Source organism: Vibrio cortegadensis (assembly GCF_024347395.1).
GTDB classification, from domain to species: Bacteria; Pseudomonadota; Gammaproteobacteria; order Enterobacterales; family Vibrionaceae; genus Vibrio; species Vibrio cortegadensis.
The window spans coordinates 2,582,713-2,609,101 of sequence record NZ_AP025472.1 but is presented as its reverse complement, the minus strand read 5'-3'; the positions used below and the strand labels follow the sequence as shown (position 1 = coordinate 2,609,101).

Here is a 26,389-nt window from a genome sequence, read left to right as displayed (position 1 = left end):
GCACAAATTGAATTTAAAAAAGCCAGGTGTTGAAGCCTGGCTTTTTTGTATCTGAATCTTTATAGCGAAAATCGTTCCATGGCTATTTGTTTTTTTCTGCCATTTGAGCAATTTTCTCAAGGCGAGCTTTTATTTTCGGTGGTGCCATTTCTGCGATCATTAACAGAGAACCTGCTGCCGCATCAGAAATAGGTGGGCGAGACGGTTCCTTGTTTTCATGCTTCTCCTGCATCGTTCTATAAAGTGCTGGGTTTATTTTCACTTCAAGTCCAATTAGTCTGGCAAACCCCATATTTCTCAGTTGACTTAAAATCATCAGCCGATCGTAGTTTATCTTCATCTTTATCGATGCACTCGCAACTTCGATAACAAGATTACCGCCACGTAAGTTTGCGGCCCTACATTGGTTTGCAGTTCCTTTAGGTAAAATATCACGCAAGGCATTATTGATGGTCATTATCTCGGCGGCATGCTCTTGTAATTGGCTGAATCGAGATTCTGAAATGAGCGTTTGAGTAAGGGTTGGCCGATGATCACGCATGAAATTACTCATAAATAGAAGAGATATACGTGCAGTTTAGACGAGGAAGGCTTGTTGGTACACTGTTGTTGCAATCAAAGTTTGTCTATTCATTCGTCAATCGAGCATAAAAGTACAAAGTGCTTCAAACTATTGGGTTTAGCGATGGTTGTTCAACTCAAAATTACTTACACTACTGAGTACAAAATTCAGAATGAGCCTTGAAAATCAAAGTCTGTATCACAATATCAGTGAGAGATGATTTATCTCAGTATCCTTAGTTTAAAACTGGTAGAGACTGAAGGCATTAATACTAGATCGAAGACGATCTAAGAACGAGAGATCCACAGCAAATGATTACTAAGTTACTGACAAAGGTAATTGGCAGTCGCAATGACAGAACACTGCGCCGCCTTAGAAAAATCGTAAAAGAAATTAATAACTATGAGCCAACGTTTGAAGCATTATCTGACGAAGAGCTTAAAGCGAAAACGATAGAATTCCGTGCTCGCCTAGAAAAAGGTGAGAGCTTAGATAACCTGCTTCCTGAAGCTTTCGCAACGGTGCGTGAAGCATCAAAACGTGTTTATGGCATGCGCCATTTCGACGTTCAGCTTATTGGTGGCATGGTACTAAACAATGGCCAGATTGCAGAAATGCGTACTGGTGAAGGTAAAACACTTACCGCAACATTACCTGCATATCTAAATGCATTGCCTGGGAAAGGTGTGCATATCGTTACAGTGAATGATTACCTAGCGAAGCGTGATGCGGAAACGAACCGCCCACTATTTGAATTCTTAGGCATGACCGTTGGTGTTAACGTTCCAAATATGGCACCACCAGAAAAGAAAGAAGCGTACCTTGCTGATATTCTTTATGGAACAAACAACGAATTCGGTTTTGATTATTTGCGTGACAATATGGCTTTCCGCAATGAAGATCGAGTTCAACGTGCGCGTTTCTTCGCGGTTGTCGATGAAGTTGACTCGATTTTAATCGATGAAGCTCGTACACCATTGATCATCTCTGGTCCTGCTGAAGATAGCTCTGAGCTATACACTAAGATTAATACCCTGATCCCTCATCTTGAATTACAAGAAAAAGAGGATTCAGAAGAGTACCGTGGTGATGGTCACTACACCATGGATGAGAAATCTAAACAGGTGTACTTAACTGAAACAGGCCAAGAGTTTGTTGAAGAGTTGATGGTTAAAAATGGTTTGATGGAAGAGGGTGATACTCTATATTCACCAACCAATATCAGCCTATTGCATCATGTTAATGCTGCGCTACGTGCTCACGTACTGTTTGAGAAAGATGTTGATTACATCATCTCTGAAGAGGGCGAAATTGTAATTGTTGATGAGCACACAGGTCGTACTATGCCTGGTCGTCGCTGGTCTGAAGGTTTACACCAAGCTGTTGAAGCAAAAGAAGGTGTGAAGATTCAGAATGAAAACCAAACATTAGCATCAATTACGTTCCAAAACTTCTTCCGTCTGTATGAAAAACTGTCGGGCATGACGGGTACTGCGGATACAGAAGCCTTTGAATTCCAATCTATCTATGGGTTAGAAACCGTTGTTATTCCAACGAACAAACCTATGGTTCGCGATGATATGCCGGATGTGGTGTATCGTACTGAAGAGGATAAATTCAACGCAATCATTGAAGATATTAAAGATCGCGTTGAAAAAGGCCAACCAAGCTTAGTGGGTACGGTTTCGATTGAAAAATCAGAACTGCTTTCTAATGCACTGAAAAAAGCGAAAGTGAAACATAACGTACTTAACGCTAAATTCCACGAAATGGAAGCTGAGATCGTTGCACAAGCGGGTACGCCAAGCGCGGTTACTATCGCAACTAACATGGCTGGTCGTGGTACGGATATTGTACTAGGTGGTAGCTGGCAAGCTCAGGTTGAGAAGTTAGACAACCCAAGCAAAGAGCAAATCGCTGAAATTAAAACCGCATGGAAAATTGTTCACGATAAAGTTTTAGAATCTGGTGGTTTACACATCATTGGTACTGAACGTCATGAATCTCGTCGTATTGATAACCAGCTTCGTGGTCGTTCTGGTCGTCAAGGTGATGCTGGTTCTTCACGTTTCTATCTATCAATGGAAGATTCTCTGCTGCGTATTTTCACATCAGAGCGCATGGCTGGTTTGATTCAAAGTGGTATGGATGAAGGTGAAGCGATTGAAAGCCGCATGTTGTCTCGCTCTATTGAAAAAGCGCAACGTAAAGTTGAAGGCCGTAACTTTGATATTCGTAAACAGTTACTTGAGTACGATGATGTTGCCAATGACCAACGTAAAGTGGTTTATGAGCTACGTGATGAACTAATGAGTGCTGATGACATCAGCGAAATGATTGAACACAATCGCGAAGATGTCTTCACTACCGTAATCAACGAGTACATTGCCCCTCAATCTCTAGATGATATGTGGGATATTGCAGGTCTTGAAGAGCGCATGAAGAATGACTTCGATCTTGAGATGCCAATTCAGGCATGGCTAGATGAAGATGATAAACTTTATGAAGAAGCATTACGTGAGAAGATCTTAAACACGGCAGTTGAGACTTACCATGCTAAAGAAGAGACTGTTGGCGCAACTGTTTTACGTAACTTTGAAAAATCAGTGATGCTACAAACCCTTGATACGTTGTGGAAAGAACACCTAGCGGCAATGGATCATTTACGTCAAGGTATTCACCTACGTGGTTATGCTCAGAAGAACCCAAAACAAGAGTACAAGCGTGAATCGTTTGAGTTGTTTGAGGATCTTCTTGAAGCACTAAAACTTGATGTGATCACTATCTTGAGCAAAGTTCGAGTTCAACAACAAGAAGAAGTTGAACGTATGGAAGAGCAACGTCGAGCGCAAGCAGAAGAAGCGGCACGTCGTCAGCAATTCCAACATAAAAATGCGGATAACCAGTTATCTGATGAAGAGCATACGGAAGAAGGTCACCAACCTATGGTACGTGAAGAGCGTAAAGTAGGTCGTAATGAACCATGTCCATGTGGCTCTGGTAAGAAATACAAACAGTGTCATGGTCAAATTGCATAATCCATGATCTGTTTTTAATAAATAAAAGAGTCGCTTAGGCGGCTCTTTTTGTAGGTAAAACATAGGAATGTACATGAAACGCGTCCATATCGTTGCAGCGATCATCTTTAACTCAGATAAAAGCCAAGTATTTATCACAAAGCGCCCGGATCACGTTCATAAAGGAGGCTTTTGGGAGTTCCCTGGTGGCAAAGTAGAAGAGGGGGAATCCATCGAGGATGCGATGAACCGTGAATTAAACGAAGAAATTGGTATTGAGATTGTTGAACAATCCTTATTCGAACATTTGGAGTTTGATTACCCGGATAAATCTCTAAAATTTGACTTCATCGTAGTGAGCCAATTTAAACATGAACCGTATGGCAAAGAGGGGCAACAAGGGGAGTGGGTGGCCGTCGAAAACCTAGCTAAGTATGCATTTCCTGAAGCGAATGTTCCAATTTTAGAGCGAGTTATAAAAGAATTTAGGCGGTAGTCATAGGGTTTAAAACTCTAGCACGGAGTAACGCTTTACGTTACATTGTGTTCATCATCACAAAAGGAGAACAACGCAATGGTTCGAATTGCGATTGCAGGAGCAGCAGGCCGAATGGGCCGAAACCTCGTAAAAGCAACACATCATCACTCAGGCGCTGCTGTTGGAGCTGGCTCTGAGCGTCCTGAATCTTCCCTCATTGGCGTCGATATTGGTGAACTCTGCGGTGAGGGGCATTTTAATGTTTCTCTGGTTGATAACTTAGAAAAATCAATTGAGCAGTTTGACGTCATTGTCGATTTCACCGCACCAGTAAGTACTCTAGTTAACATCGAATTATGCCGTCAGCATGGTAAAAAACTGGTGATTGGCACAACGGGTTTTTCTGAAGAAGAGAAACAAGTGATCGCTCATGCTGCGAAAGAAATTCCGATCATTATGGCACCTAACTATAGCGTGGGTGTTAACTTAGTCTTTAAGTTGCTGGAAAAAGCCGCGAAAGTGATGGGTGATTATTGTGACGTGGAAATTGTAGAGGCACACCATCGTCATAAAGTTGATGCGCCATCAGGTACTGCGATTGGCATGGGAGAAGCTATTGCAGATGCAATGGGAAATGATCTCAATGATGTGGCAGTTTGGTCTCGCGAAGGGATAACTGGCGAACGTACAAAAGATGAAATTGGTTTTGCAACGATTCGCGCAGGTGACATTATTGGAGAGCACACGGCAATGTTTGCCGATATTGGTGAACGTGTTGAGATCACTCATAAAGCGACCGATCGTATGACCTTTGCTAATGGTGCCATTAAAGCTGCGGTTTGGCTAAATGAAAAGCCTGCTGGCTTCTATACAATGACTGATGTTTTAGGCTTAAATGACCTTTAAGTAGATAATTATGCGCTGAGATCTCTCGGCGCATAGAAATTCCCTACCTTTTTCTCACCACTCTTCTTCATATTTATTCACTAAAATCTCATTATATCCAAGGTGTTTACTTGTTGTTTTGGGTGTTTGGTGTCTATTTTTCGTTATTGTTCTTATAATTTGTATCAAATTATTTAAAGTAACGATTGCGTATTGTCTATTTGTTCTTATGATCGATTGTTAGTGTGTATTTTTATCCCAAATAATAGTTTTACTGGTTTTGAGCTGTTTATTACATCTAAATGTTCTGTTTTGGGGCTTTTAGGGTGAAAGTTCGAATTTCGCGTTAAAAAACCATATTTATTTTCGAGTGAATGTTGACACAAATCACGCTAATCAATAGAATACCGCCAATTTGTCTAATTTCCATAAAAACGCTGGTTAATCGCGTAAAGGAAGGTAGAATTGCAAATTAAATCAACTTTAATGCATTTTTATTCTGGAGGTTGCCTTGAGTAAGTCAGCACTGCTAGTCCTAGAAGATGGGACGGTATTCCACGGTGAGTCCATAGGCGCAGATGGTTCCGCTGTTGGAGAAGTCGTTTTTAACACCTCGATGACGGGGTACCAAGAAATCCTCACTGATCCTTCCTATTCCCAACAAATTGTTACCCTCACTTATCCCCATATAGGCAATACCGGAACCAATTCCGAAGATGAAGAATCCTCTTCTATCCATGCCCAAGGCCTTGTAATTCGCGATCTCCCCCTCATCGCTTCTAATTTCCGTAATGAACAATCCCTTTCTGATTATCTTAAATCACAAAATATCGTTGGTATTGCTGATATCGATACGCGCAAGTTAACTCGAATCTTGCGTGAGAAAGGCGCTCAAAACGGTTGCATCGTTGCTTGTGCATCTTTGAAAGGTAGCCATATCGATGAAGCTTTGGCTCTTGCTAAGGCAAAAGAATTTCCTGGCTTGAAAGGTATGGATCTTGCGAAAGAAGTTACAACAAAAGAAGCGTATCAATGGAAGCAGGGTTCGTGGACGCTTACGGGTGGCCTTCCTGAAGCGAAAGATGATAGCGAATTGCCATACCACGTTGTCGCTTATGACTTCGGAGCAAAGCGTAACATCTTGCGTATGCTTGTTGACCGCGGCTGCCGCCTAACGGTTGTTCCAGCGGAAACATCAGCAGAAGAAGTATTAGCACTGAATCCAGACGGCGTTTTCCTATCAAACGGCCCAGGCGACCCAGAGCCATGTACTTACGCGATTGAAGCAACCAAAGTGTTCCTAGAAAAAGGTATACCGATTTTCGGTATCTGTTTAGGTCACCAAATTCTAGCTCTAGCGTCTGGCGCTAAAACAGTGAAGATGAAGTTTGGTCACCACGGTGCAAACCATCCGGTGAAAGATTTGGAGCGTGATGTTGTGATGATTACTTCACAAAACCACGGCTTTGCGGCTGATGAAGCGACACTTCCTGAAAACTTGCGAGCAACGCATAAGTCTTTATTTGATGGCTCTTTGCAGGGAATTCATCGTACAGACAAACCAGCCTTTAGCTTCCAAGGTCACCCAGAAGCTAGCCCTGGACCAGAAGATGCAGCACCGCTGTTCGACCACTTTATTGAATTAATTAAATTGCATACAGCGTAAATCGGAGTAGTAGACAATGCCAAAACGTACTGACATTAAAAGCGTTCTTATTCTAGGTGCTGGCCCGATTGTTATCGGTCAGGCTTGTGAATTCGATTACTCTGGTGCTCAAGCCTGTAAAGCCCTGCGCGAAGAAGGCTACCGAGTTATTCTTGTAAACTCGAACCCAGCAACCATCATGACTGATCCAGATATGGCGGATGCGACTTACATTGAACCTATTCATTGGGAAGTGGTTCGCAATATCATCGCGAAAGAGAAGCCAGATGCAGTGCTTCCTACAATGGGTGGGCAAACTGCGCTTAACTGTGCGCTAGATTTAGAAAAGTACGGAGTGCTTGAAGAGTTTGGTGTTGAGATGATTGGTGCAACGGCTGACGCGATTGATAAAGCGGAAGACCGTTCTCGTTTTGATAAAGCAATGAAGTCGATTGGTCTTGAGTGTCCAACGGCTGATACCGCTAAAACAATGGAAGAAGCTTACAAAGTTTTAGATATGGTTGGCTTCCCTTGTATTATTCGCCCTTCATTCACTATGGGTGGTACAGGCGGTGGTATCGCATACAACAAAGAAGAGTTTGAAGAGATTTGTCGCCGAGGTTTAGACCTTTCGCCAACGAATGAGCTGCTTATTGATGAATCTCTTATCGGTTGGAAAGAGTACGAGATGGAAGTGGTTCGTGATAAAAACGACAACTGCATCATCGTTTGTGCGATTGAAAACTTCGACCCGATGGGTATTCATACCGGTGACTCAATCACGGTTGCTCCGGCTCAAACACTTACGGACAAAGAATACCAACTAATGCGTAATGCTTCTCTTGCAGTATTGCGCGAGATTGGTGTTGAAACGGGTGGTTCAAACGTACAGTTTGGTATCAACCCGAAAGATGGCCGTATGGTTATCATTGAGATGAACCCACGTGTATCACGTTCATCTGCTCTTGCCTCTAAAGCGACTGGCTTCCCTATCGCGAAAATTGCCGCAAAACTGGCTATTGGCTTCACGCTAGATGAGTTAATGAATGACATCACTGGTGGGGCAACTCCAGCATCTTTCGAACCAACAATCGACTATGTTGTGACTAAGATTCCACGCTTTAACTTCGAGAAATTTGCAGGTGCAAATGACCGCTTAACGACACAAATGAAGTCAGTTGGCGAAGTGATGGCCATTGGTCGTAACCAACAAGAATCTCTGCAAAAAGCATTGCGTGGTCTAGAAGTTGGTGCGACGGGCTTCGATGAGATGGTTGATCTAGATGCACCAGACGCACTAACCACGATTCGCCATGAGCTAAAAGAAGCAGGTTCGGATCGCATTTGGTATATCGCAGATGCCTTCCGTGCCGGTATGTCGGTGGACGGCGTATTTAACCTTACCAATATTGACCGCTGGTTCTTGGTTCAAATCGAAGACATTGTCAAGCTTGAGCAAGACGTGAAAGCGAGTGGCTTTGCTGGCTTAAATAAAGAGATGTTGAATAAGCTGAAGCGCAAAGGTTTTGCCGATGCTCGCCTGTCTAAGATTCTAGGTGTTGCTGAAAGTGAAATTCGTCGTCTACGTGACCAATATGACATTCACCCAGTATATAAGCGCGTAGATACGTGTGCGGCTGAATTCTCTTCAGATACCGCGTACATGTACTCATCTTACGATGAAGAGTGTGAAGCGAATCCGACAGATAAAGAGAAAATCATGATCTTGGGTGGCGGTCCAAACCGTATCGGCCAAGGTATTGAATTTGATTACTGTTGTGTACACGCTTCTTTAGCACTACGTGAAGATGGCTACGAAACCATCATGGTCAACTGTAACCCTGAAACTGTTTCTACCGATTATGATACCTCTGACCGTTTATACTTCGAGCCTGTTACCTTGGAAGATGTATTAGCGATTGTTCGTGTTGAAAAACCAAAAGGTGTGATTGTTCAGTACGGTGGTCAAACACCACTTAAACTGGCGCGTGAACTTGAAGCGGCTGGTGTGCCAATTATTGGTACAAGCCCTGATGCCATCGACCGAGCTGAAGACCGTGAGCGTTTCCAAGTGGCTGTAGATCGTTTAGGTCTTTTACAACCAGAAAACGCTACCGTAACGACGATGGAGCAGGCTGTTGAAAAGTCACGTGAAATCGGTTTCCCGCTTGTCGTTCGCCCTTCGTATGTATTGGGTGGCCGAGCAATGGAAATTGTCTACGATGAGCAAGATTTACGTCGCTACTTTAATGAAGCAGTGAGTGTTTCAAATGAATCACCAGTACTACTTGATAGCTTCTTAGATGACGCGGTTGAAGTGGATGTGGATGCCATTTGTGATGGCGAACGTGTTGTTATTGCGGGTATTATGGAACACATCGAGCAAGCGGGGGTTCACTCTGGTGACTCTGCATGTTCTCTTCCTGCTTATACTCTCAGCCAAGAAATTCAAGACGTGATGCGCGAACAAGTTGAAAAGCTTGCTTTCGAATTGGGCGTTCGTGGTCTTATGAATACTCAGTTTGCGGTTAAGAATAATCAAGTCTACCTTATTGAAGTTAACCCTCGAGCTGCGCGTACGGTTCCGTTTGTTTCTAAGGCAACCAGTGCACCTGTTGCGAAGATTGCTGCTCGTGTAATGGCAGGTCAGTCTCTAGAGTCTCAAGGCTTTACTAAAGAGATTATTCCGCCTTACTACTCTGTAAAAGAGGTGGTATTACCGTTCAACAAGTTCCCTGGTGTTGACCCACTATTAGGGCCAGAAATGCGCTCTACGGGTGAAGTGATGGGGGTTGGTGCAACATTCGCTGAAGCTTATGCGAAAGCGGAACTTGGATGTGGCAATGTTTACCCAGAAGGCGGGCGTGCGCTTCTATCTGTTCGTGAAGAAGACAAAGAGCGCGTAGTCGATTTAGCTTCTAAGCTAATTAAACTGGGTTATCAGTTGGATGCGACTCACGGCACTGCGGTTATTCTCGGCGAAGCGGGCATCAACCCTCGCTTAGTGAATAAAGTCCATGAAGGTCGTCCTCATATTCTTGACCGTATTAAGAATAATGAGTACACCTACATTGTGAATACCGCCGCTGGTCGTCAAGCGATTGAAGATTCGAAAGTACTTCGTCGCGGAGCGTTAGCTGAGAAAGTGAACTACACGACAACGCTAAATGCAGCATTTGCGGTGTGTATGGCGCACCAAGAAGATGACCGAAATACAGTCACTTCCGTTCAGGAGTTACACGCAAAAATTTAAGCAAACGGATAGAGTTTCACTTTTGCTTATTCACTAATAGACAAAGCCCGCTGACATAGCGGGCTTTTTGTTTCTTTGGTCTTACTATCGCTATTTGTTCAACGCAAACGTCGGAAGAGATAAGTGCCAGCGAATTGCGCCAAGTCGAATGAATAAGGTAACAAACACGCCTGCTAAAAATGCACTAGAGTTATCGAGGTTCATGGCAAGAGCGATAGTATGTACTGCGCCACCAGCAATACAAGCGGTCGCGTACACTTCACTACGTAAAACCATAGGGACTTCACGTGCTAAGATATCTCGGATAATACCGCCACCACAGCCAGTGATTACGCCCATGATGACGGCAACAAGTGATGAATCTTGATATATTAAAGACTTCTCTACACCAATACCAACGAACGCAGCGAGACCAATCGCATCACAAACGGGCAGTACCCACCAAGGTAGACGTTTAGGACGACGAACTAAAATCATCGTGAGTAAACAGGTGATTAAAATTACCCACAAATACGTATTATCGGTGATCCAAAATACAGGGGTAGCACCAAGGGCCATGTCGCGGATAGTACCTCCGCCAATCGCAGTTACACTTCCAAGTACAATTACGCCAAAAGGGTCCATTTTTAGGCGTCCGGCGAGAATAACACCAGATATGGCAAAGATAGCAGTGCCAAATAAATCAATGAAGTAAAGCAGCATGGAGTCCATGTTACTGATCGCTCTTGTTAAGTTTACGGGACAGGATAGGACGCGAATTGTACGAGATATTTTCTTAAAAAGTTAGCGGTTTTGACGAGTGTATTCGAAGCGAGCGCACACTTCTTTAATTGCGTTTAATGTTCTTGGGGTTGGTCTGTTGATCCAGTCTGAATTTAATGACCACATATGCTGGTTTTTCACTGCAGGGATTTCAGCTTTCCAATTTGCCCATTGGCTTTGATCTTGTATTGCATGTTCAGAAGTGAAGATAACATCGGGTTGCTTTATCACCACTTGCTCAATACTGACTTGGGGGTAAGGCGCAGAACTATTAGCAAAGATATTCTCTCCACCGCAGAAACGAAAAATTTCACTCGGCCAATTACCTTGTGCAACCGTGATGATTGGCTTTTCACTGAGTTGATAGAAGTAGCGAACTGGCTGTGATACTTCATACTGTTGCTTGAGTTTCGCTAACCCTTTTCGGTATAGCTTCGCCGCTTGTAATCCAATATTGGGGTCATCTGAAAATTGACTCATCTGCTCGATGTTTTTTGCGATATCTTCCAATGTTTTCGTTTCAGAATCGTAAATAGTAAATCCAAATTGACGAAGTTTATCTAGCTCTCTCGGCGGGTTTCCAGCAGGCCAAGCAAGGATCAAATCAGGTTGCAGAGCAATAATTCGCTCGAGTTTTATGCCTTGATAATTCGCTACTTTTTCTAACGATTTTGCCGCGTCTGGGTAATCACTATGCGCACTCACCGCGATCAGCTTATCGCCTAAACCTGCTGCATAGGCAATTTCAGTGGCATGAGGTGCTAGGCTAATGACTCGCTTGATTTTATTACCGTCAGTGGTTGAAGTCGCGGACATTGCAAAACTAGACCACAGTGCATTCGTACCTATGACAAAACAAGTTAATAGAGATGGTCGAGATAAAAGAGAAAACACGCTAGATACCTTGATAGAAAAGCAGCAATAGAGCACTTTGCACGAGGATCCAAATAAGAATTCTCCCCGCGAGTAATTTTTGCAATTGAGATAAATGCAGAGCGGATGGGGCGATACGTCCACCAAGCTTCGCTCTAATGGTTTTCTTATCGTTATAAATAGCAGGGCCGCCTAGAGATAATTCAAGCTTATGCCCTATTGCTGCCATTAACCAACCGGGGCCGGGTAATGGCCAAGTTTTTCCTTGCTCAAGCATGCCTTTAAAAGCGATGGTGGCTTTGTCACCGATGACAATCATTAAGCTGAAAAGGCGTAAGGGGATGAAATCTAGAATGGCCACACAACGAACGACAGGAATACCGAATGGCGAAAATTGATGTCGACTTGGAGACCATGCACGAGCAAGTTCTGCGGTTAGGCGATACATCAGTGCGCCAATTCCACCACCAATGGCATACCAAAATAGAACGCACACTACATTGCGACCATAGCCCATTATGATGGTTTCTGCGCCTGCTTTTCCAAGCCCTAATGTCGATAGGCTTTCTGTTTGACGGTTGACGATAGGGGCCAATAAGCGTCTTGCTAGTTTTTTATCTTCTTTAGCTAATGCTGAGACCAGTTGGTTTGCAAGCTTCTCATTATTACGCCAGTCAATGGCAATCAGTAAAAGAGCTAATTCAAAAAGTTGTGTTTGCCAAACTAACGGTTTAAGTGCCAGCATCACAGCAAGAGCGGGTAGGCACATGAGTAACCAAGCGAGGCTCCCAGATACAAGACTTTGTGAGTAGTTGTTATTGGTGTTGACTTTACTCGCTAGCAGTTCAGCGAATTTATGCCACAGCGTTGTGGGATGAGCGGAGTGCGGGATGGGTAAAATCAGGTGAAATAGCAGTGCTCCCCACATTACGAGGAGCACGCCATTTGCAAACAGTTGGTCAAATAACTCTTGCATCAATTAAGACTTACTTTAGGAGCTCAACCATTTTGAATACCATCTCTGATGAGCTTTGAGCCGCCAAAGGTAGGAATTCTTCAAAGCTCATTGGTGATTCTTTATCTGCTACATCAGAGATTGCACGTACCACAACAAATGGAACTTTGAATTGGTGACACGCTTGAGCAATAGCCGACGCTTCCATTTCAACCGCTACAACCGAAGGGAAGTGCTTACGAATGAATGCTTGGCGCTCAGGAGTGCATACAAAAGCATCGCCAGTACAGATGAGGCCGCGTACCGCGTGCTTATCATCCATTTGAGCCAGCGCTTGTTCAGCAACGGCCATTAGTTTCTCGTCAGCTTTGAACGCTGCAGGTTGACCTGCCATTTGACCGATTTCGTAGCCAAATGCCGTCACGTCAGCATCATGGTGGCGAACTTCAGTTGAAACAACCACATCACCTAAGTTTAGAGATGAGTCAAAACCACCGGCAGAACCTGTGTTTAGAACAACATCTGGTTGGTATTCGCTTAGTAGGATAGAAGTACCTACCGCTGCTGCAACTTTACCAATACCTGACTGAAGCAAAACAACGTCAACACCATTTAGTTGACCAGAGAAAAAGGTACAACCGCCTTTATTGATCTCTTGTGCATTTGAAATTGCGTCTTTAAGGATGGTAACTTCTTGTTCCATCGCACCGATAATACCGACTTTCATAGTGTATCTCTTTGAAAAATGACTGATTGAATTGGGCCGAAGTGTAGCATAAATCATGTGATAAATGACTAGGGAGAGTGATAATTAGTCATGCTCTCCCTTGCTATCATTGATGAATTACTGTGCGAGATTGTCGATGGTTATTTAATAAGGTTTTTACTGAGTAGTTCCGCTCTTAATTGCTCGACTCGTTTTCGATTCACACCAAAATCAGAGTAACCTACACGGGATTCCGATCGCACGATCAGAGTGTCGCCCGTAATTCTGAGTTCTAAATCGTCTACAAATCGCATTATTTTACTGGTCGATTCAATGCGTAGGTAATCAGTTTCTTTCGTTGCTGTTTTAGCGCCTGGAAGCGTAAGTGCCACTGCTTCGATAGCATCCATCGTCGTATTAGGAGTAAGATGGAAAGGAGCAACTGAAAATTCATCACGACTATCTTGAGTGGATACACAGTTGGGTTTATCACCACATGGGGATGAAGTTCTATCTGTCATGCTGGCTATTCCTTGGCTGCAAGCGGTAAGTGTGGCTAAGCTCAAAACAATAAAGGCTACTTTTTTCATATGATTCCCTGTTTATCACTCCAATATGATGGATAACGAAAAGGATCCAATGCGGATCCGTTTCGTACAGCTTATTCTTAAGTGGTTCAGATATCTAGATAATCTAGAATTCCTTCCGCCGCTTTGCGCCCTTCATCAATCGCAGTCACAACTAAATCGGATCCTCTTACGGCATCACCGCCAGCGAAGATTTTTTGATGACTGGTTTGATATTGAAACTCTTGTTCAGCAGGGGCCTGAATTCGTCCCCATTGATCAAGATTAACACCAAAAGGCTGTAGCCAATCCATCTTGTGTGGCTGGAAACCAAATGCCATGATCACCACATCAGCATCAATAATATGTTCGCTATCTGCAACGGGCTCAGGTCTACGTCGTCCTGCTGAATCGGCCTCACCTAGCGCGGTTTTTACCACTTTGACACCACAAACTTTCCCAGACGCATCGATCTCTATATTTAAGGGTTGAAGGTTGAATTTGAATTGAACCCCTTCCTCTTTTGCATTTTTTACTTCGCGTCTAGATCCGGGCATATTGGCCTCATCTCTACGGTAGGCACAAATGACGTTCTTCGCGTTTTGACGAATGGATGTACGAACGCAATCCATCGCGGTATCCCCTCCACCGAGGACAACGACATTTTTACCCGCCATATCGATAAAAGGATCGTCGGTGTGGAGATCCATCACTTTATAAGTATTCGAAATTAGAAATGGAAGCGCATCATAGACTCCGGGAGCGTCTTCATTTTCAAGTCCCGCACGCATGTTTTTGTATGTACCTACTCCGAGAAAAACCGCGTCGTAGTCATCGATTAAGGTTTGGAGTTGTACATCTTTTCCGACTTCCACGTTCATTTGGAACTCGACACCCATTTCGCTGAAAATTCGACGACGATTTTGCATCACCCCTTTCTCTAATTTGAATGATGGGATCCCAAAAGTCAGTAAGCCTCCAATTTCAGGGTAACGATCAAAGACAACGGGTTTTACTCCATTTCGAATAAGAATATCAGCCGCAGCGAGCCCTGCTGGTCCAGCACCAATAATGGCGACTTTCTTATCTGTCATCTCAACATGAGACATGTCAGGTTTCCAACCCATCTCAAAGGCTTTGTCGTTAATATACTTTTCAATATTACCAATAGTGACAGCACCAAAATCATCATTTAGGGTACAAGATCCTTCGCACAGGCGATCTTGCGGGCACACTCGACCACACACTTCGGGCAAGCTATTGGTTTGATGAGAAAGTTCTGCTGCTTCAATGATTCGTCCTTCATTAGCGAGTTTCAGCCATTGAGGGATGTAGTTATGTACTGGGCATTTCCATTCGCAATAGGGGTTTCCACAGTCCAAACAGCGATCAGCCTGAGCCGTCGCTTGTTGCTTGGTGAAAGGTTCGTAAATTTCTACAAACTCGATCTTACGAATTTTTACCGGTTTCTTCGCTGGGTCGACGCGTTTGACATCAATAAATTGGTATACGTTCTGGCTCATGATAAGACTCCTTCTATTACTGGGCTTGAACGCGTAGTTCTGCAGAGCTTCGGCTTTGATGTCCGAGTAGCGTGCGCAGATCAGCGGCTTGAGGTTTAACAAGGTAGAACTTTGGAATCCATTCATCAAAGTTGGCTAATATGTTTTCGGCGTGTGTTGATCCTGTCTCTTCTAAGTGTTCGGCAATTAAGCCACGTAAATGTTCTTGGTGAATATAGAGATCCGCTAGAGAGACCGCTTCCACAGATTCGTTGTTTACTCGCCCTTGGAAATCTTGGTTTTGATCCATCACATAGGCAAAACCACCGGTCATACCCGCGCCGAAGTTCACACCTGTCGCCCCTAGGATTGCGACAATCCCTCCGGTCATATATTCACATGCGTTGTCTCCTGCACCTTCTATAACAGCGATAGTGCCTGAATTACGAACACCGAATCGTTCGCCTGCGGTGCCGGCCGCAAATAGCTTTCCTCCGGTAGCACCATATAAGCAGGTGTTGCCAATAATGGTGGCGTCGTTGCAGTTGAATGCCGTGCCTAAATGGGGTTTGATAACGATTTTTCCGCCAGCCATGCCTTTACCGACGTAATCATTGGCATCGCCAGTAAGATACAGCTCTACGCCACCCGCATTCCATACACCAAATGATTGCCCTGCGGTTCCGTTAAGGTGCAGTTTAATCGGTGTTCCAGCCATGCCTTGATTACCATAACGCTGTGCGATCTCTCCTGAGATCCGAGCTCCGATGGATCGATCGGTATTGATGACATCGTAGTAAAAATTGTTACTCTGTTTTGCTTCTATACTGATTAACGCATCATCTAAAATGGTTTGGTTGAGCTGCGCTTTATCAAAAGGAGCGTTAGGCTCTGTCCAAAATAGTGGATGCCCTTCAGGAGATACAGGAGCTTCGAGTACTGCTGATAGATCGAGTTTACTCTGTTTTGCGGTCATGCCTTGTACGGTTTCAAGTAAGTCGGTACGCCCAATCAAGTCTGTTAGCTTTTCGACTCCAAGCTCAGATAGGTGTTCGCGTACCTCTTCGGCCAATCCAATGAAATAATTCATCACCATTTCAGGAAGACCTTTGAAATACTCTCTACGCAGAGTTTCATCTTGGGTTGCCACACCAGTCGCGCAGTTGTTGAGATGGCAGATCCGCAAGAACTTGCATCCCATTGCGACCATTGGCGCGGTGCCAAAACCGAAACTTTCAGCACCAAGGATTGCCGCTTTGATGACGTCTAGACCTGTTTTCAATCCACCATCGACTTGTAAGCGGATTTTGTGTCGCAGACCATTAGCGACGAGCGCTTGCTGGGTTTCAGCTAAACCTAACTCCCATGGACTCCCCGCATATTTCACTGAGGTGAGTGGGCTTGCGGCAGTTCCGCCATCGTAGCCTGAAATCGTGATGAGGTCGGCATAGGCTTTGGCAACACCAGTGGCGATGGTGCCAACTCCGGGTTCAGAAACGAGTTTGACGGAGATTAAGGCTTTTGGATTCACTTGTTTGAGATCGAAAATCAGCTGCGCAAGATCTTCAATGGAATAAATGTCGTGATGTGGAGGAGGGGAGATTAACGTCACCCCTTGAACGGAATGACGTAATTTAGCGATTTCAGCCGTCACTTTATGCCCTGGGAGTTGACCGCCCTCTCCGGGTTTTGCGCCTTGTGCGACTTTAATTTGTAGTACATCCGCATTGACGAGGTAGTGTGGGGTTACGCCAAATCGACCGGAGGCAATCTGCTTAATGCGTGAATTTTTCTCAGTGCCAAAACGGCGAGGATCTTCACCACCTTCTCCAGAGTTAGAATAGCCACCTAAACGGTTCATGGCGGTGGCTAACGCTTCATGAGCTTCAGGACTCAAGGCTCCAATCGACATGGCAGCAGAATCAAATCGTTTGAATAGTTCAGTGCTCGCCTCAACTTGTTCGAGTGGCAGTGTCTGTCCTGTTTTCTTTAATTGCATTAAATCTCGCAGCATCGCGACTGGGCGAGCATTCACTTGTTTGGCAAAAGCTTTGTAATCGGAAGTCTCTCCAGATTTCACAGCTTGCTGTAGTGTACCGACCACATCTGGGTTGTAAGCATGGTACTCACCGCCATGAACATACTTCAGTAAACCGCCATGTTCGATACTCTTTCTTTTTGCCCACGCTTTGCGAGATAGGTTGTGTAGGTCTTGTTGGAAATCATCAAAGGTTGCGCCTTGAATACGAGTCGTCACGCCTTTAAAGCAGAGGTCTACCAGTTCTTGGTGTAAGCCCACCGCTTCAAATAGTTGAGAGCAACGGTAAGAGGCGATGGTTGAAATGCCCATTTTGGACATGATTTTGTATAGTCCTTTGTTGATGCCGTTTCGATAGTTCAACATGACTTGGCTATAACTTTTCGCGATCCCACCTTCGTCAATTACCTTGCCTAAGGTTTCGTAAGCTAGATATGGATAGACAGCGGTTGCACCAAATCCAAGCATAACAGCAAATTGATGTGGGTCTCGCGCAGTTGCAGTTTCGACAATGATATTGGCATCACAACGAAGGTCGGTTTCAGCTAAACGAACTTGCACAGCCCCTACCGCCATCGCTGCTGGGATCGGTAATGTTGCTTTCTCAATATTACGATCTGATAGAACGATAAGAACGGTGCCTTCGCGGACAACTCGTTCAGCTTGATCACATACATGAATGAGGGCTTGCTGAAGATCTTTTTCGTCTGGGTTGTAATTTAGATCAACAATGGTATGTCGGTAGTGTTTATCACTAAGTGCCAATAGTTGCTGCATATCGGAGTGCAGTAACACGGGGGATTCAAAGCTTACTCGGTAAGCGTGTCCATCGGTTTCGCAAAAGACATTCATTTCCTGCCCGACGCTGGTGGCAAGTGACATCACATGCTTTTCACGCAAAGGGTCTATGGGAGGGTTAGTCACTTGGGCGAACTTCTGGCGAAAATAGTCTGTAACCAGTCGCTCTTTAGATGACAATACCGCCATTGGCGTATCGTCTCCCATTGAGCCTGTCGCTTCTTGTCCCATGTCTCCCAATACACGAATGACTTGATCAACCTCTTCATTGCTCATCGCAAATTGTTTTTGGTACGTTTTCAGTTGATCGTTATCGAGAGATCGCTCACCGACTTGGTCATCTTCAAGATCTGAAAATGGCGTCAGTTTATGGACATTATTTTCCATCCACTCTCGGTAAGGGTGACGATTTTTTAGATCGTTATCGATCTCACTGGATTGCCATAGCTTGCCACGACGAGTATCGACAACGAGTAATTCACCAGGCCCCACACGACCTTTTTCTGATACCTCATCAGGCGTGTAATCCCAGATCCCAACTTCAGATGCGAGAGTGATCAGGTTATCTTTTGTGATCACATAGCGAGCCGGTCGTAGCCCATTGCGGTCTAAATTACAGGCGGCATATCGCCCATCGGAAAGGACTATCCCTGCTGGGCCATCCCAAGGTTCCATATGTTTGGAGTTGAAATCATAGAAGGCACGTAGATCGGGATCCATGTCTGGGTGGTTCTGCCAAGCGGGCGGAACCAGCATCCTCATCGCGCGGAATACGTCCATGCCTCCAGATAAAAACAGATCGAGCATGTTATCTAAGCTTGAAGAGTCTGAGCCTGTTTCATTCACAAATGGGGCGGCGGTTTGTAAGTCGGGCAGAAGTGGCGATGAGAATTTATAAGCACGAGCGCGAGCCCATTGACGGTTACCTTCAATGGTATTGATTTCACCATTATGAGCGAGATAACGAAACGGTTGAGCCAGCGGCCAGCGAGGTTGGGTATTGGTTGAAAAGCGCTGGTGGAACAAACAAATTGCGGATTCCATTCGCAGATCGGCTAAGTCTAAATAGAATCTTGGCAAATCCGCAGGCATGCAGAGCCCTTTATAAACAATGACTTGAGTTGATAGGCTGCAAATATAGAATTCATCATCATTTTGGATGCTTTTTTCGATGCGGCGACGAGCAATATACAGTCGGCGTTCTATGTCTCTTTCTCGCCATCCTGCGGGGGCTGAAATAAACACTTGTTGAATGTTGGGCAGAGATTCGGTTGCGATTGGCCCTAGAACGTCGGCGTTAATCGGAACTTCTCTCCAGCCTGAAACGGTTAAAGTTTCTTGAGCGAGCTCTTTATTGATGATGTCGCGAGCAAGCTCTGCTTTCACTGGATCTTGATTGAAGAAGATCATCCCGATGGCGTATTGCTTGCCAAGTTTCCAATGGTTCTCTTCTGCAATGAGTCTTAGGTAGGTATCTGGCTTTTGTAGTAACAGACCGCAACCATCACCCGTTTTTCCATCGGCGGCAATGCCCCCTCGGTGAGTCATTCGATCCAATGCTGAAATAGCGGTGCGGACTAGTTTATGGCTTGCTTGGCCTTCCATGTGCGCGATGAGGCCAAATCCACAGTTATCTTTTTCAAGATTTGGATTATATAGAGCCATTGCAATTCTCCTTTTGCTTCCTGCTTCTTTAGCAGAGAAATGACTAACTATTCTTTATTGTTGTTATTTTCTCTATAGTTATGCACTTTTATTGACTTGTTGTTTTTAACAAAAATCATCATTTTTGTTTTCGATAGTTTCACAACGTATAGCTTATTATGCAAAAGGTCAAGTTATTGGTTGTTTGTTGCGCATTTTGAGTATTAACCAAATATTACCCTATCTATGTTTAATTGAATCAAAGAGATAGATGTTGTTTTATTTACAATTAATTAACCTAAAAGCATAGAAAGGCAGGGAGTTATGAGTATAAAAAAGGCCAGCACGAATGCACTGGCCAAAAGTCTGGAAGGACTTGTCGAACGTATTGTGACGCTAGCGTAAGTGAACGGCTTATCGGCTAGCGTTATTTACTTATTCTGTTCTCTTAAGCTGAAAGCATAAGTGAGTCAGATTTTGCTTCTAGGTTTGTGCCACCCATGAGGTAATTATCAACTTCGCGAGCGGATTCACGTCCCTCATTGATACAGCGTACCACTAACGATTGACCTGTTCGCATATCACCAGCTGCAAAAACACCTTTCTGGTTGGTCGCAAAACCATTCGTCGCAACGTTACCGCGTTCGTCAAGCTTGATATCAAGTTGAGCGAGAACACCCGTTGGTTCTGGATGTAGGAAGCCCATTGCTAGGAATGCCATATCACATGGAATGACACGCTCAGAATTTGCCACTTCATCAAACCCAGGGCGTTCGCCTGGTTTTGCGTCTTGCCACACGATATCAGCGATACGAAGCCCAGTAACATTTCCGTTATCGTCAGAGATAAACTCTTTGGTCAAAATATTCCAGTGACGCTCACAGCCCTCTTCATGTGAAGTGGTTGTTTTCATAATCATTGGGTATTGAGGCCAAGGCATATTTGCAGGGCGTTTTTCAGGTGGAATTGGCATTATCTCAACTTGAGTAATACTTGCTGCGCCATGACGGTTAGATGTACCTACGCAGTCAGAGCCCGTATCACCGCCACCGATAACCACAACATGCTTGCCTTTGGCGTGGATCTCTTTGGTTTTCAAATCCATGTCATTGGCACGACGGTTATTTTGGCCTAAGAACTCCATCGCAAAGTGTACACCATTGAGTTCACGACCCGGGATAGGTAAGTCTCTTGGAACGGTTGAGCCGCCAGTTAATAGTACGGCATCAAACTCTTGACGAAGTTGCTGAGCATTGACATCAACACCAATATGTTGGTTCACTTTGAATTCAACGCCGGCCTCCGCCATCAGGTTGATCTTACGATCAATCACGTCCATACCCAGTTTGAAATCTGGGATACCAAAGCGCAGTAAACCGCCCACTTTTTCATCTCGTTCAAACACCGTGACTGAATGACCAGCACTGTTTAGTTGCTCTGCCGCAGCTAAGCCGGCAGGGCCAGAGCCGATGATAGCAATCGTCTTTCCTGTGCGAGATCGTGGTGTTTTCGGTTTTGCGTACCCTTCACGGTACGCCGTTTCCACAATCGTTTTCTCGATATTACAGATAGTGATTGGATCTTGGTTGATACCAAGAACACATGCACTTTCACAAGGGGAAGGGCATACACGACCTGTAAACTCAGGGAAGTTGTTGGTTGAGCTTAGAATGTTCCAAGCTTCTTCCCAGCTGTCACGATAAACCGCATCGTTAAATTCAGGGATAATGTTACCAATCGGACAACCGCTGTGACAGAAAGGAACACCACAGTCCATACAACGAGAGGCTTGAGTATTGATCTTGTCACCAAACTCTTCGTTGAGTACAAACTCTTTGTTATCTTCAATTCGAACTGATGGGTCGAGTTTCTTTGGAAGCTCGCGACCATGTTCTAAAAATCCAGTAGGCTTACCCATTATACTGCCTCCACTTCTTCCGTTTGTGCTTGCTCGGCTTCAGCCTTACGCTTTTGAAGCACCGCTTTGTAGTCACGTGGCATTACTTTCACCATCGTGGCTAGGCTTGCTTCAAAATTGTCTAGGAAAGACTGAGCGACTTCACTTCCTGTGAATTGAACTTGCTTGGTTAGCATCTCTTTCAGTAGTTCGCGATCTTCTGCTTCAATTGGGTCTAGGTCGACCAGTTCAGGGTTTAGCTTGGTATCAAAATCCCCTGCTTTATCCCAAACGTAAGCGACACCACCACTCATACCTGCCGCAAAGTTACGACCTGTTGAGCCAAGGATCACTGCAACACCGCCAGTCATGTATTCACAACCGTGGTCACCAATGCCTTCAACAACGACTTTCGCTCCTGAGTTACGTACACAGAAACGCTCACCTGCCATGCCGCGAATGTAAGATTCACCAGACGTTGCGCCATAGAAACATACGTTACCCACTACAATGTTATCTTCAGCAACTATGGATGATTTTGCGTTAGGGTAGAGTACTAGCGTACCGCCTGATAGACCTTTACCCCAGTAGTCGTTCGCGTCACCTTCTACTTCGAACTTCACGCCTTTCGCAAGGAAAGCACCGAATGACTGACCTGCCGAGCCATTGAACTTCACGTTCATTGGTTGTGGTAGGCCTGCGTCTTTGTAAACCTTAGATATTTCATTCGACAACATAGTACCCGCTGAACGGTCGGTGTTGATGATAGGGAATTCAGCGTTCACTGCTTCGCCTTTTTCAAGTGCTGGAATAGCTGCTTGAATCAACTTACGGTCTAGTACGTCTTCTAAGTTATGGTTTTGTTGTGTCTGGTTATAAACGCCATCTTCTGCACGAGGCTGTTCAATATGCAGAACAGGTGACAGATCTAGGTTCTTGTATTTCCAGTGCTGAATATCGTCACGAACTTTAAGTTTGTGAGATTGGCCGACCATCTCATCGATAGAGCGGTAGCCAAGCTCAGCCATCACTTCACGCAGACCTTCAGCCATGTACTGGAAGAAAGTCACAACGTCTTCTACGCGACCATCGAAACGTTCACGCAGTGTCTTGTTCTGTGTTGCGATACCAACAGGGCAAGTGTTTTTGTGACACTTACGCATCATGATACAGCCTTCAACAACCAGTGCGGCTGTTGCTACGCCCCATTCTTCAGCACCAAGCAGTGTTGCGACTGCAAGGTCACGCGGAGTTTTCATCTGACCATCAGACTGAACCACGATACGATTACGTAGGCCATTTTTCAGTAGTGTTTGGTGAGTTTCCGCTAGACCCAGTTCCCAAGGCAAGCCAGTGTGACGGATAGAAGACATCGGAGATGCACCCGTACCACCATCAAAACCAGCGATGAGGACTACGTCAGCTTTCGCTTTCGCTACGCCTGATGCAATCGTACCAACACCCGCTTCCGATACTAGCTTCACGTTAACGCGACCATTACGGTTCGCGTTTTTCAGATCGTAGATCAGCTGGGCTAAATCTTCGATTGAGTAGATATCATGGTGTGGCGGTGGAGAAATCAGACCGACCCCCGGAGTCGAGTGACGTGTTGCACCGATCCAGTCATCAACCTTGTCACCTGGCAATTGACCACCTTCACCTGGTTTTGCGCCTTGAGCCATCTTAATCTGTAGCTCATCTGCATTAGATAGGTAGTAAGAGGTCACACCAAAACGACCTGAAGCAACTTGTTTGATGGCTGAACGTTCCCAGTCACCGTTCTCTTTGCGCTCGAAACGGGTTGGGTCTTCGCCACCTTCGCCAGAGTTCGATTTCGCGCCAATGCGGTTCATCGCAACGGCGAGTGTTGAGTGTGCTTCATGAGAGATAGAGCCAAATGACATTGCACCTGTCGCAAAACGCTTAAGGATTTTTTCAATCGGTTCAACTTCTTCAAGTGGAATAGAGCCTGCTGGGTTCTTAACAAAGTCTAATTGGCTGCGCAGTGTTGCCGCATGATCGCCTTGGTCATCAACGGCTTTCGCGTACTTCTTGAACTGACCGTAGTCTTTGTTACGTGTTGATTCTTGCAGTAGCGAAATCGTTTCAGGGTTAAACAGGTGTTTTTCACCACGTTGTTTCCACTGATAAACACCACCCACATCAAGAATCTGTACTGGGATTTCACGTGTTGGATAGCCAATGCGATGACGCACCATCACTTCTTTAGCGATGTCATCAATAGTTAGACCTTGAATACGTGAAACAGTACCAGTGAAGTATTTATCGACCACCGACTTACTTACGCCTAATGCTTCAAATATTTGAGCACCGTGGTAAGACTGCAACGTTGAGATACCCATCTTCGAGAAGATCTTCAGTAGACCGCCGTTGATAGAGTTACGGTAGTTTTCGAATAGATCTTTGATGTTGGTTTGTGGATCGAGCTTCTTAGTGCGCTGTAGATCCACCATAGTTTCGATAACTAAGTATGGATTGACGGCATTTGCGCCGTAGCCGATTAGCGTTGCAAAGTGGTGTGTTTCACGAGCATCACCCGTTTCAACCACAATGTCACACTTAGCTCGTAGACCTTTACGGATCAGATGGTGGTGAACCGCGCCAACCGCAAGCATTGCTGGAATCGCTGCATGGTTCGAGTTCACTGCACGGTCAGTCAGAAGGATAATAGAGTAACCGTCAATAACCGCATCTTCTGCGTATTGGCAGATACGCTTAAGTGCGCGCTCTAGCTTACCTTCGTCTTCACTGGCTTGGAATACGATGTCTAGCGTCTTCGCTTGTAGGTGCTCGTTATCGATTGCACGCAGTTTCTCTAACTCTGAGTTAGAAAGAACAGGAGACTCAAGTTCAACTTTCTGACAGTGTTCTGGTGACTCAGCAAGTAGGTTCTGATCTTTACCTAAGTAAGTATTCAGAGACATCACCATACGCTCACGGATCGGGTCGATCGGCGGGTTAGTTACCTGAGCAAACAACTGTTTAAAGTAGTTGGATAGATGTTGAGACTGGTGCGAAAGGATCGCTAGTGGCCAGTCAGCGCCCATTGCAGAAAGAGGCTCTTTGCCATCTTTCGCCATCGGCACGATGATTTCATTTACTTCTTCTGAACTTACACCGAACGCTTGCTGTTTGTGTAGTAGCTTTTCTGGTGTCGGTTGGCTGAATTCGTTTTCTGCATCAGGCAGTTTTTTGAGGTTCAGAAGATTATCTTCAACCCATTTCTCGTATGGTTGCGCGTTGGCAATGCCATCTTTCACTTCTTCATCAGAAATGATGCGACCTTGTTCTAGATCTGCAACGAAGATACGCCCTGGCTGAAGACGACCACGGAACTCAACGTTTTCCGGCTCAATTTCTACCACACCAGATTCAGACGCCATCACTAGGAAGTCATCTTTGGTTACTGTGTAGCGAGAAGGACGTAGGCCATTACGGTCTAGTGTGGCACCAACTTGAACACCATCGGTGAAACAGACAGATGCCGGGCCATCCCATGGTTCCATTACGTTCGCATGGTACTGGTAGAACGCACGACGAGTTGGATCCATATTTTTATTTTCTTGCCACGCTTCCGGGATCATCATCATCAAGGCATGTGGCAGGCTGCGACCAGAAAGAACCAGAAGCTCTAGTGCCATATCGAAGTTAGATGAATCCGAGCTGCCTTCCTGACAAATAGGAAGAAGCATGTCGATTTCGGCTTTGGTGAAAAGATCAGATTCAATGATCGCTTCACGCGCTTTCATCCAGTTCAAGTTACCACGAACCGTATTGATTTCGCCGTTATGCGCGATGTAACGGAAAGGCTGAGCTAAACGCCAGCGTGGGAATGTATTGGTAGAGAAACGAGAGTGAACAAGCGCTAGGGCACTCACCATCGTTGGGTTTTGAAGATCTAAGAAATATTGAGGCACTTGCTCAGTCGTTAGCTGACCTTTGTACACCACCGTCTTGTAAGACATCGAATTGATGTAGAAGTCATCCCCAATATTTGACACGCTTTCTAGGCATACACGAACGGTGTAGTTACGTAGAACATACAGTTTACGTTCAAGCTCTTCTGGAGTGCTCCCCGGTCCGCCAGAAATAAACACGTGCTCAAATTGAGGTTCAGTGCTTAATGGATCTGCACCAATCATTGAATTGTCAGTTGGAAGTTCACGGTAACCGATAACTTCTAACTCAAGGCGTTGTGCATTGCGTTCTAAAATGTCACGACACTGCGCACGCTTATGTTCATCTTTAGGGAAAAGTACAACACCAACACCATATTTTTCAAAAGATGGTAGCTTAATCCCAAGCTTTACGGCTTCTTCTAGTAAGAATTCGTGAGGCTTTTGTAGCAGGATACCTGCACCATCTCCAGAACACGGATCGCAGCCTTGACCGCCACGGTGTTCCATACGTGCAAGCATATCGAGTGCTTGAGTTACTACATCATGAGATTTGCGATTCTTTAGATGCGCAACAAAACCGATACCACAAGCGTCATGCTCCAGTTCAGGAGTATACAGACCCTGTGAGTTCTGCTCTTGATCTACCATAGATACATCCTTCCAGTTTAATCTAGGCGCACTTTGCCTAAGCGAGTGAACCTTGTCCTTTTATATTTATGAATCTAAACCAGCCTATGTGTGTGGCTAGCTTGAGTCCTTTCTGTCTTTCGCAGGAAAAATTTTGCGAAAAAAACAATCCTTAGTGATATCCGTTTAATTGAAGCCACAAACTAGTGGTTTATATAGGTGGGAGCTAAATATCACCGACTTATCCGCATATGCACGTGT

15 protein-coding genes are annotated in these 26,389 nt (G+C 44.9%); 5 read left to right on the top strand and 10 right to left on the bottom strand.

Going from position 1 to position 26,389, the window contains the following annotated elements; genetic code table 11:
* Positions 1 to 82 precede the first annotated feature (82 nt).
* Complete coding sequence (locus OCV39_RS12185; protein WP_017051067.1) at positions 83 to 541, bottom strand: DUF721 domain-containing protein; 459 nt, start codon at positions 539 to 541, stop codon at positions 83 to 85.
* A gap of 332 nt (positions 542 to 873) precedes the next feature.
* Between OCV39_RS12185 and secA the strand changes: the two genes are divergently transcribed.
* The 5 genes from secA to carB all read left to right on the top strand — a co-directional run bounded on the left by secA (position 874) and on the right by carB (position 9,840).
* Complete coding sequence (gene secA, locus OCV39_RS12180; RefSeq protein ID WP_261888540.1) at positions 874 to 3,600, top strand: preprotein translocase subunit SecA; 2,727 nt, start codon at positions 874 to 876, stop codon at positions 3,598 to 3,600.
* A gap of 73 nt (positions 3,601 to 3,673) precedes the next feature.
* Positions 3,674 to 4,075, top strand: a complete 402-nt coding sequence (gene mutT, locus OCV39_RS12175; RefSeq protein ID WP_017051065.1) for an 8-oxo-dGTP diphosphatase MutT — start codon at positions 3,674 to 3,676, stop codon at positions 4,073 to 4,075.
* Positions 4,076 to 4,153: 78 nt separating this feature from the next.
* Positions 4,154 to 4,963, top strand: a complete 810-nt coding sequence (gene dapB / locus OCV39_RS12170; protein ID WP_017051064.1) for a 4-hydroxy-tetrahydrodipicolinate reductase — start codon at positions 4,154 to 4,156, stop codon at positions 4,961 to 4,963.
* A gap of 490 nt (positions 4,964 to 5,453) precedes the next feature.
* A complete protein-coding gene (gene carA / locus OCV39_RS12165) occupies positions 5,454 to 6,608 on the top strand; it encodes a glutamine-hydrolyzing carbamoyl-phosphate synthase small subunit (RefSeq protein ID WP_261888539.1) in 1,155 nt (384 codons plus the stop codon).
* A gap of 16 nt (positions 6,609 to 6,624) precedes the next feature.
* A complete protein-coding gene (carB, locus tag OCV39_RS12160; protein ID WP_261888538.1) occupies positions 6,625 to 9,840 on the top strand; it encodes a carbamoyl-phosphate synthase large subunit in 3,216 nt (1,071 codons plus the stop codon).
* Between the two features lie 90 nt (positions 9,841 to 9,930).
* Here the strand turns inward: carB and OCV39_RS12155 are convergent, their stop codons facing one another.
* The 9 genes from OCV39_RS12155 to gltB (OCV39_RS12115) all read right to left on the bottom strand — a co-directional run bounded on the left by OCV39_RS12155 (position 9,931) and on the right by gltB (OCV39_RS12115) (position 26,149).
* Entirely contained in the window at positions 9,931 to 10,551 is a 621-nt protein-coding gene (locus OCV39_RS12155) for a TRIC cation channel family protein (RefSeq protein ID WP_113799429.1), read from the bottom strand.
* Positions 10,552 to 10,623: 72 nt separating this feature from the next.
* A complete protein-coding gene (btuF, locus tag OCV39_RS12150; protein ID WP_261889517.1) occupies positions 10,624 to 11,418 on the bottom strand; it encodes a vitamin B12 ABC transporter substrate-binding protein BtuF in 795 nt (264 codons plus the stop codon).
* A 79-nt stretch (positions 11,419 to 11,497) separates the two neighbouring features.
* Complete coding sequence (locus tag OCV39_RS12145) at positions 11,498 to 12,451, bottom strand: cobalamin biosynthesis family protein (protein ID WP_113799425.1); 954 nt, start codon at positions 12,449 to 12,451, stop codon at positions 11,498 to 11,500.
* A gap of 10 nt (positions 12,452 to 12,461) precedes the next feature.
* Positions 12,462 to 13,157, bottom strand: a complete 696-nt coding sequence (mtnN, locus tag OCV39_RS12140; protein WP_017051058.1) for a 5'-methylthioadenosine/S-adenosylhomocysteine nucleosidase — start codon at positions 13,155 to 13,157, stop codon at positions 12,462 to 12,464.
* Positions 13,158 to 13,297: 140 nt separating this feature from the next.
* The gene (locus OCV39_RS12135) at positions 13,298 to 13,726 is read right to left on the bottom strand and encodes a DUF1499 domain-containing protein (RefSeq protein ID WP_261888537.1); all 429 of its coding nucleotides are present in this window, start codon (positions 13,724 to 13,726) and stop codon (positions 13,298 to 13,300) included.
* A gap of 86 nt (positions 13,727 to 13,812) precedes the next feature.
* Positions 13,813 to 15,225 (bottom strand): FAD-dependent oxidoreductase, encoded by a 1,413-nt coding sequence (locus OCV39_RS12130; protein ID WP_113799421.1) that lies wholly within the window; start codon positions 15,223 to 15,225, stop codon positions 13,813 to 13,815.
* A 16-nt stretch (positions 15,226 to 15,241) separates the two neighbouring features.
* The gene (gltB, locus tag OCV39_RS12125) at positions 15,242 to 19,705 is read right to left on the bottom strand and encodes a glutamate synthase large subunit (protein WP_261888536.1); all 4,464 of its coding nucleotides are present in this window, start codon (positions 19,703 to 19,705) and stop codon (positions 15,242 to 15,244) included.
* 427 nt (positions 19,706 to 20,132) lie between these two features.
* Entirely contained in the window at positions 20,133 to 21,602 is a 1,470-nt protein-coding gene (locus OCV39_RS12120; RefSeq protein ID WP_261888535.1) for a glutamate synthase subunit beta, read from the bottom strand.
* Positions 21,602 to 26,149 carry a glutamate synthase large subunit gene (gene gltB, locus OCV39_RS12115; RefSeq protein ID WP_261888534.1) on the bottom strand — a complete coding sequence of 1,516 codons (4,548 nt, stop codon included), beginning with the start codon at positions 26,147 to 26,149 and terminating at the stop codon, positions 21,602 to 21,604. The genes OCV39_RS12120 and gltB (OCV39_RS12115) overlap by 1 nt, the downstream gene beginning before the upstream one ends.
* Positions 26,150 to 26,389: the final 240 nt, after the last annotated feature.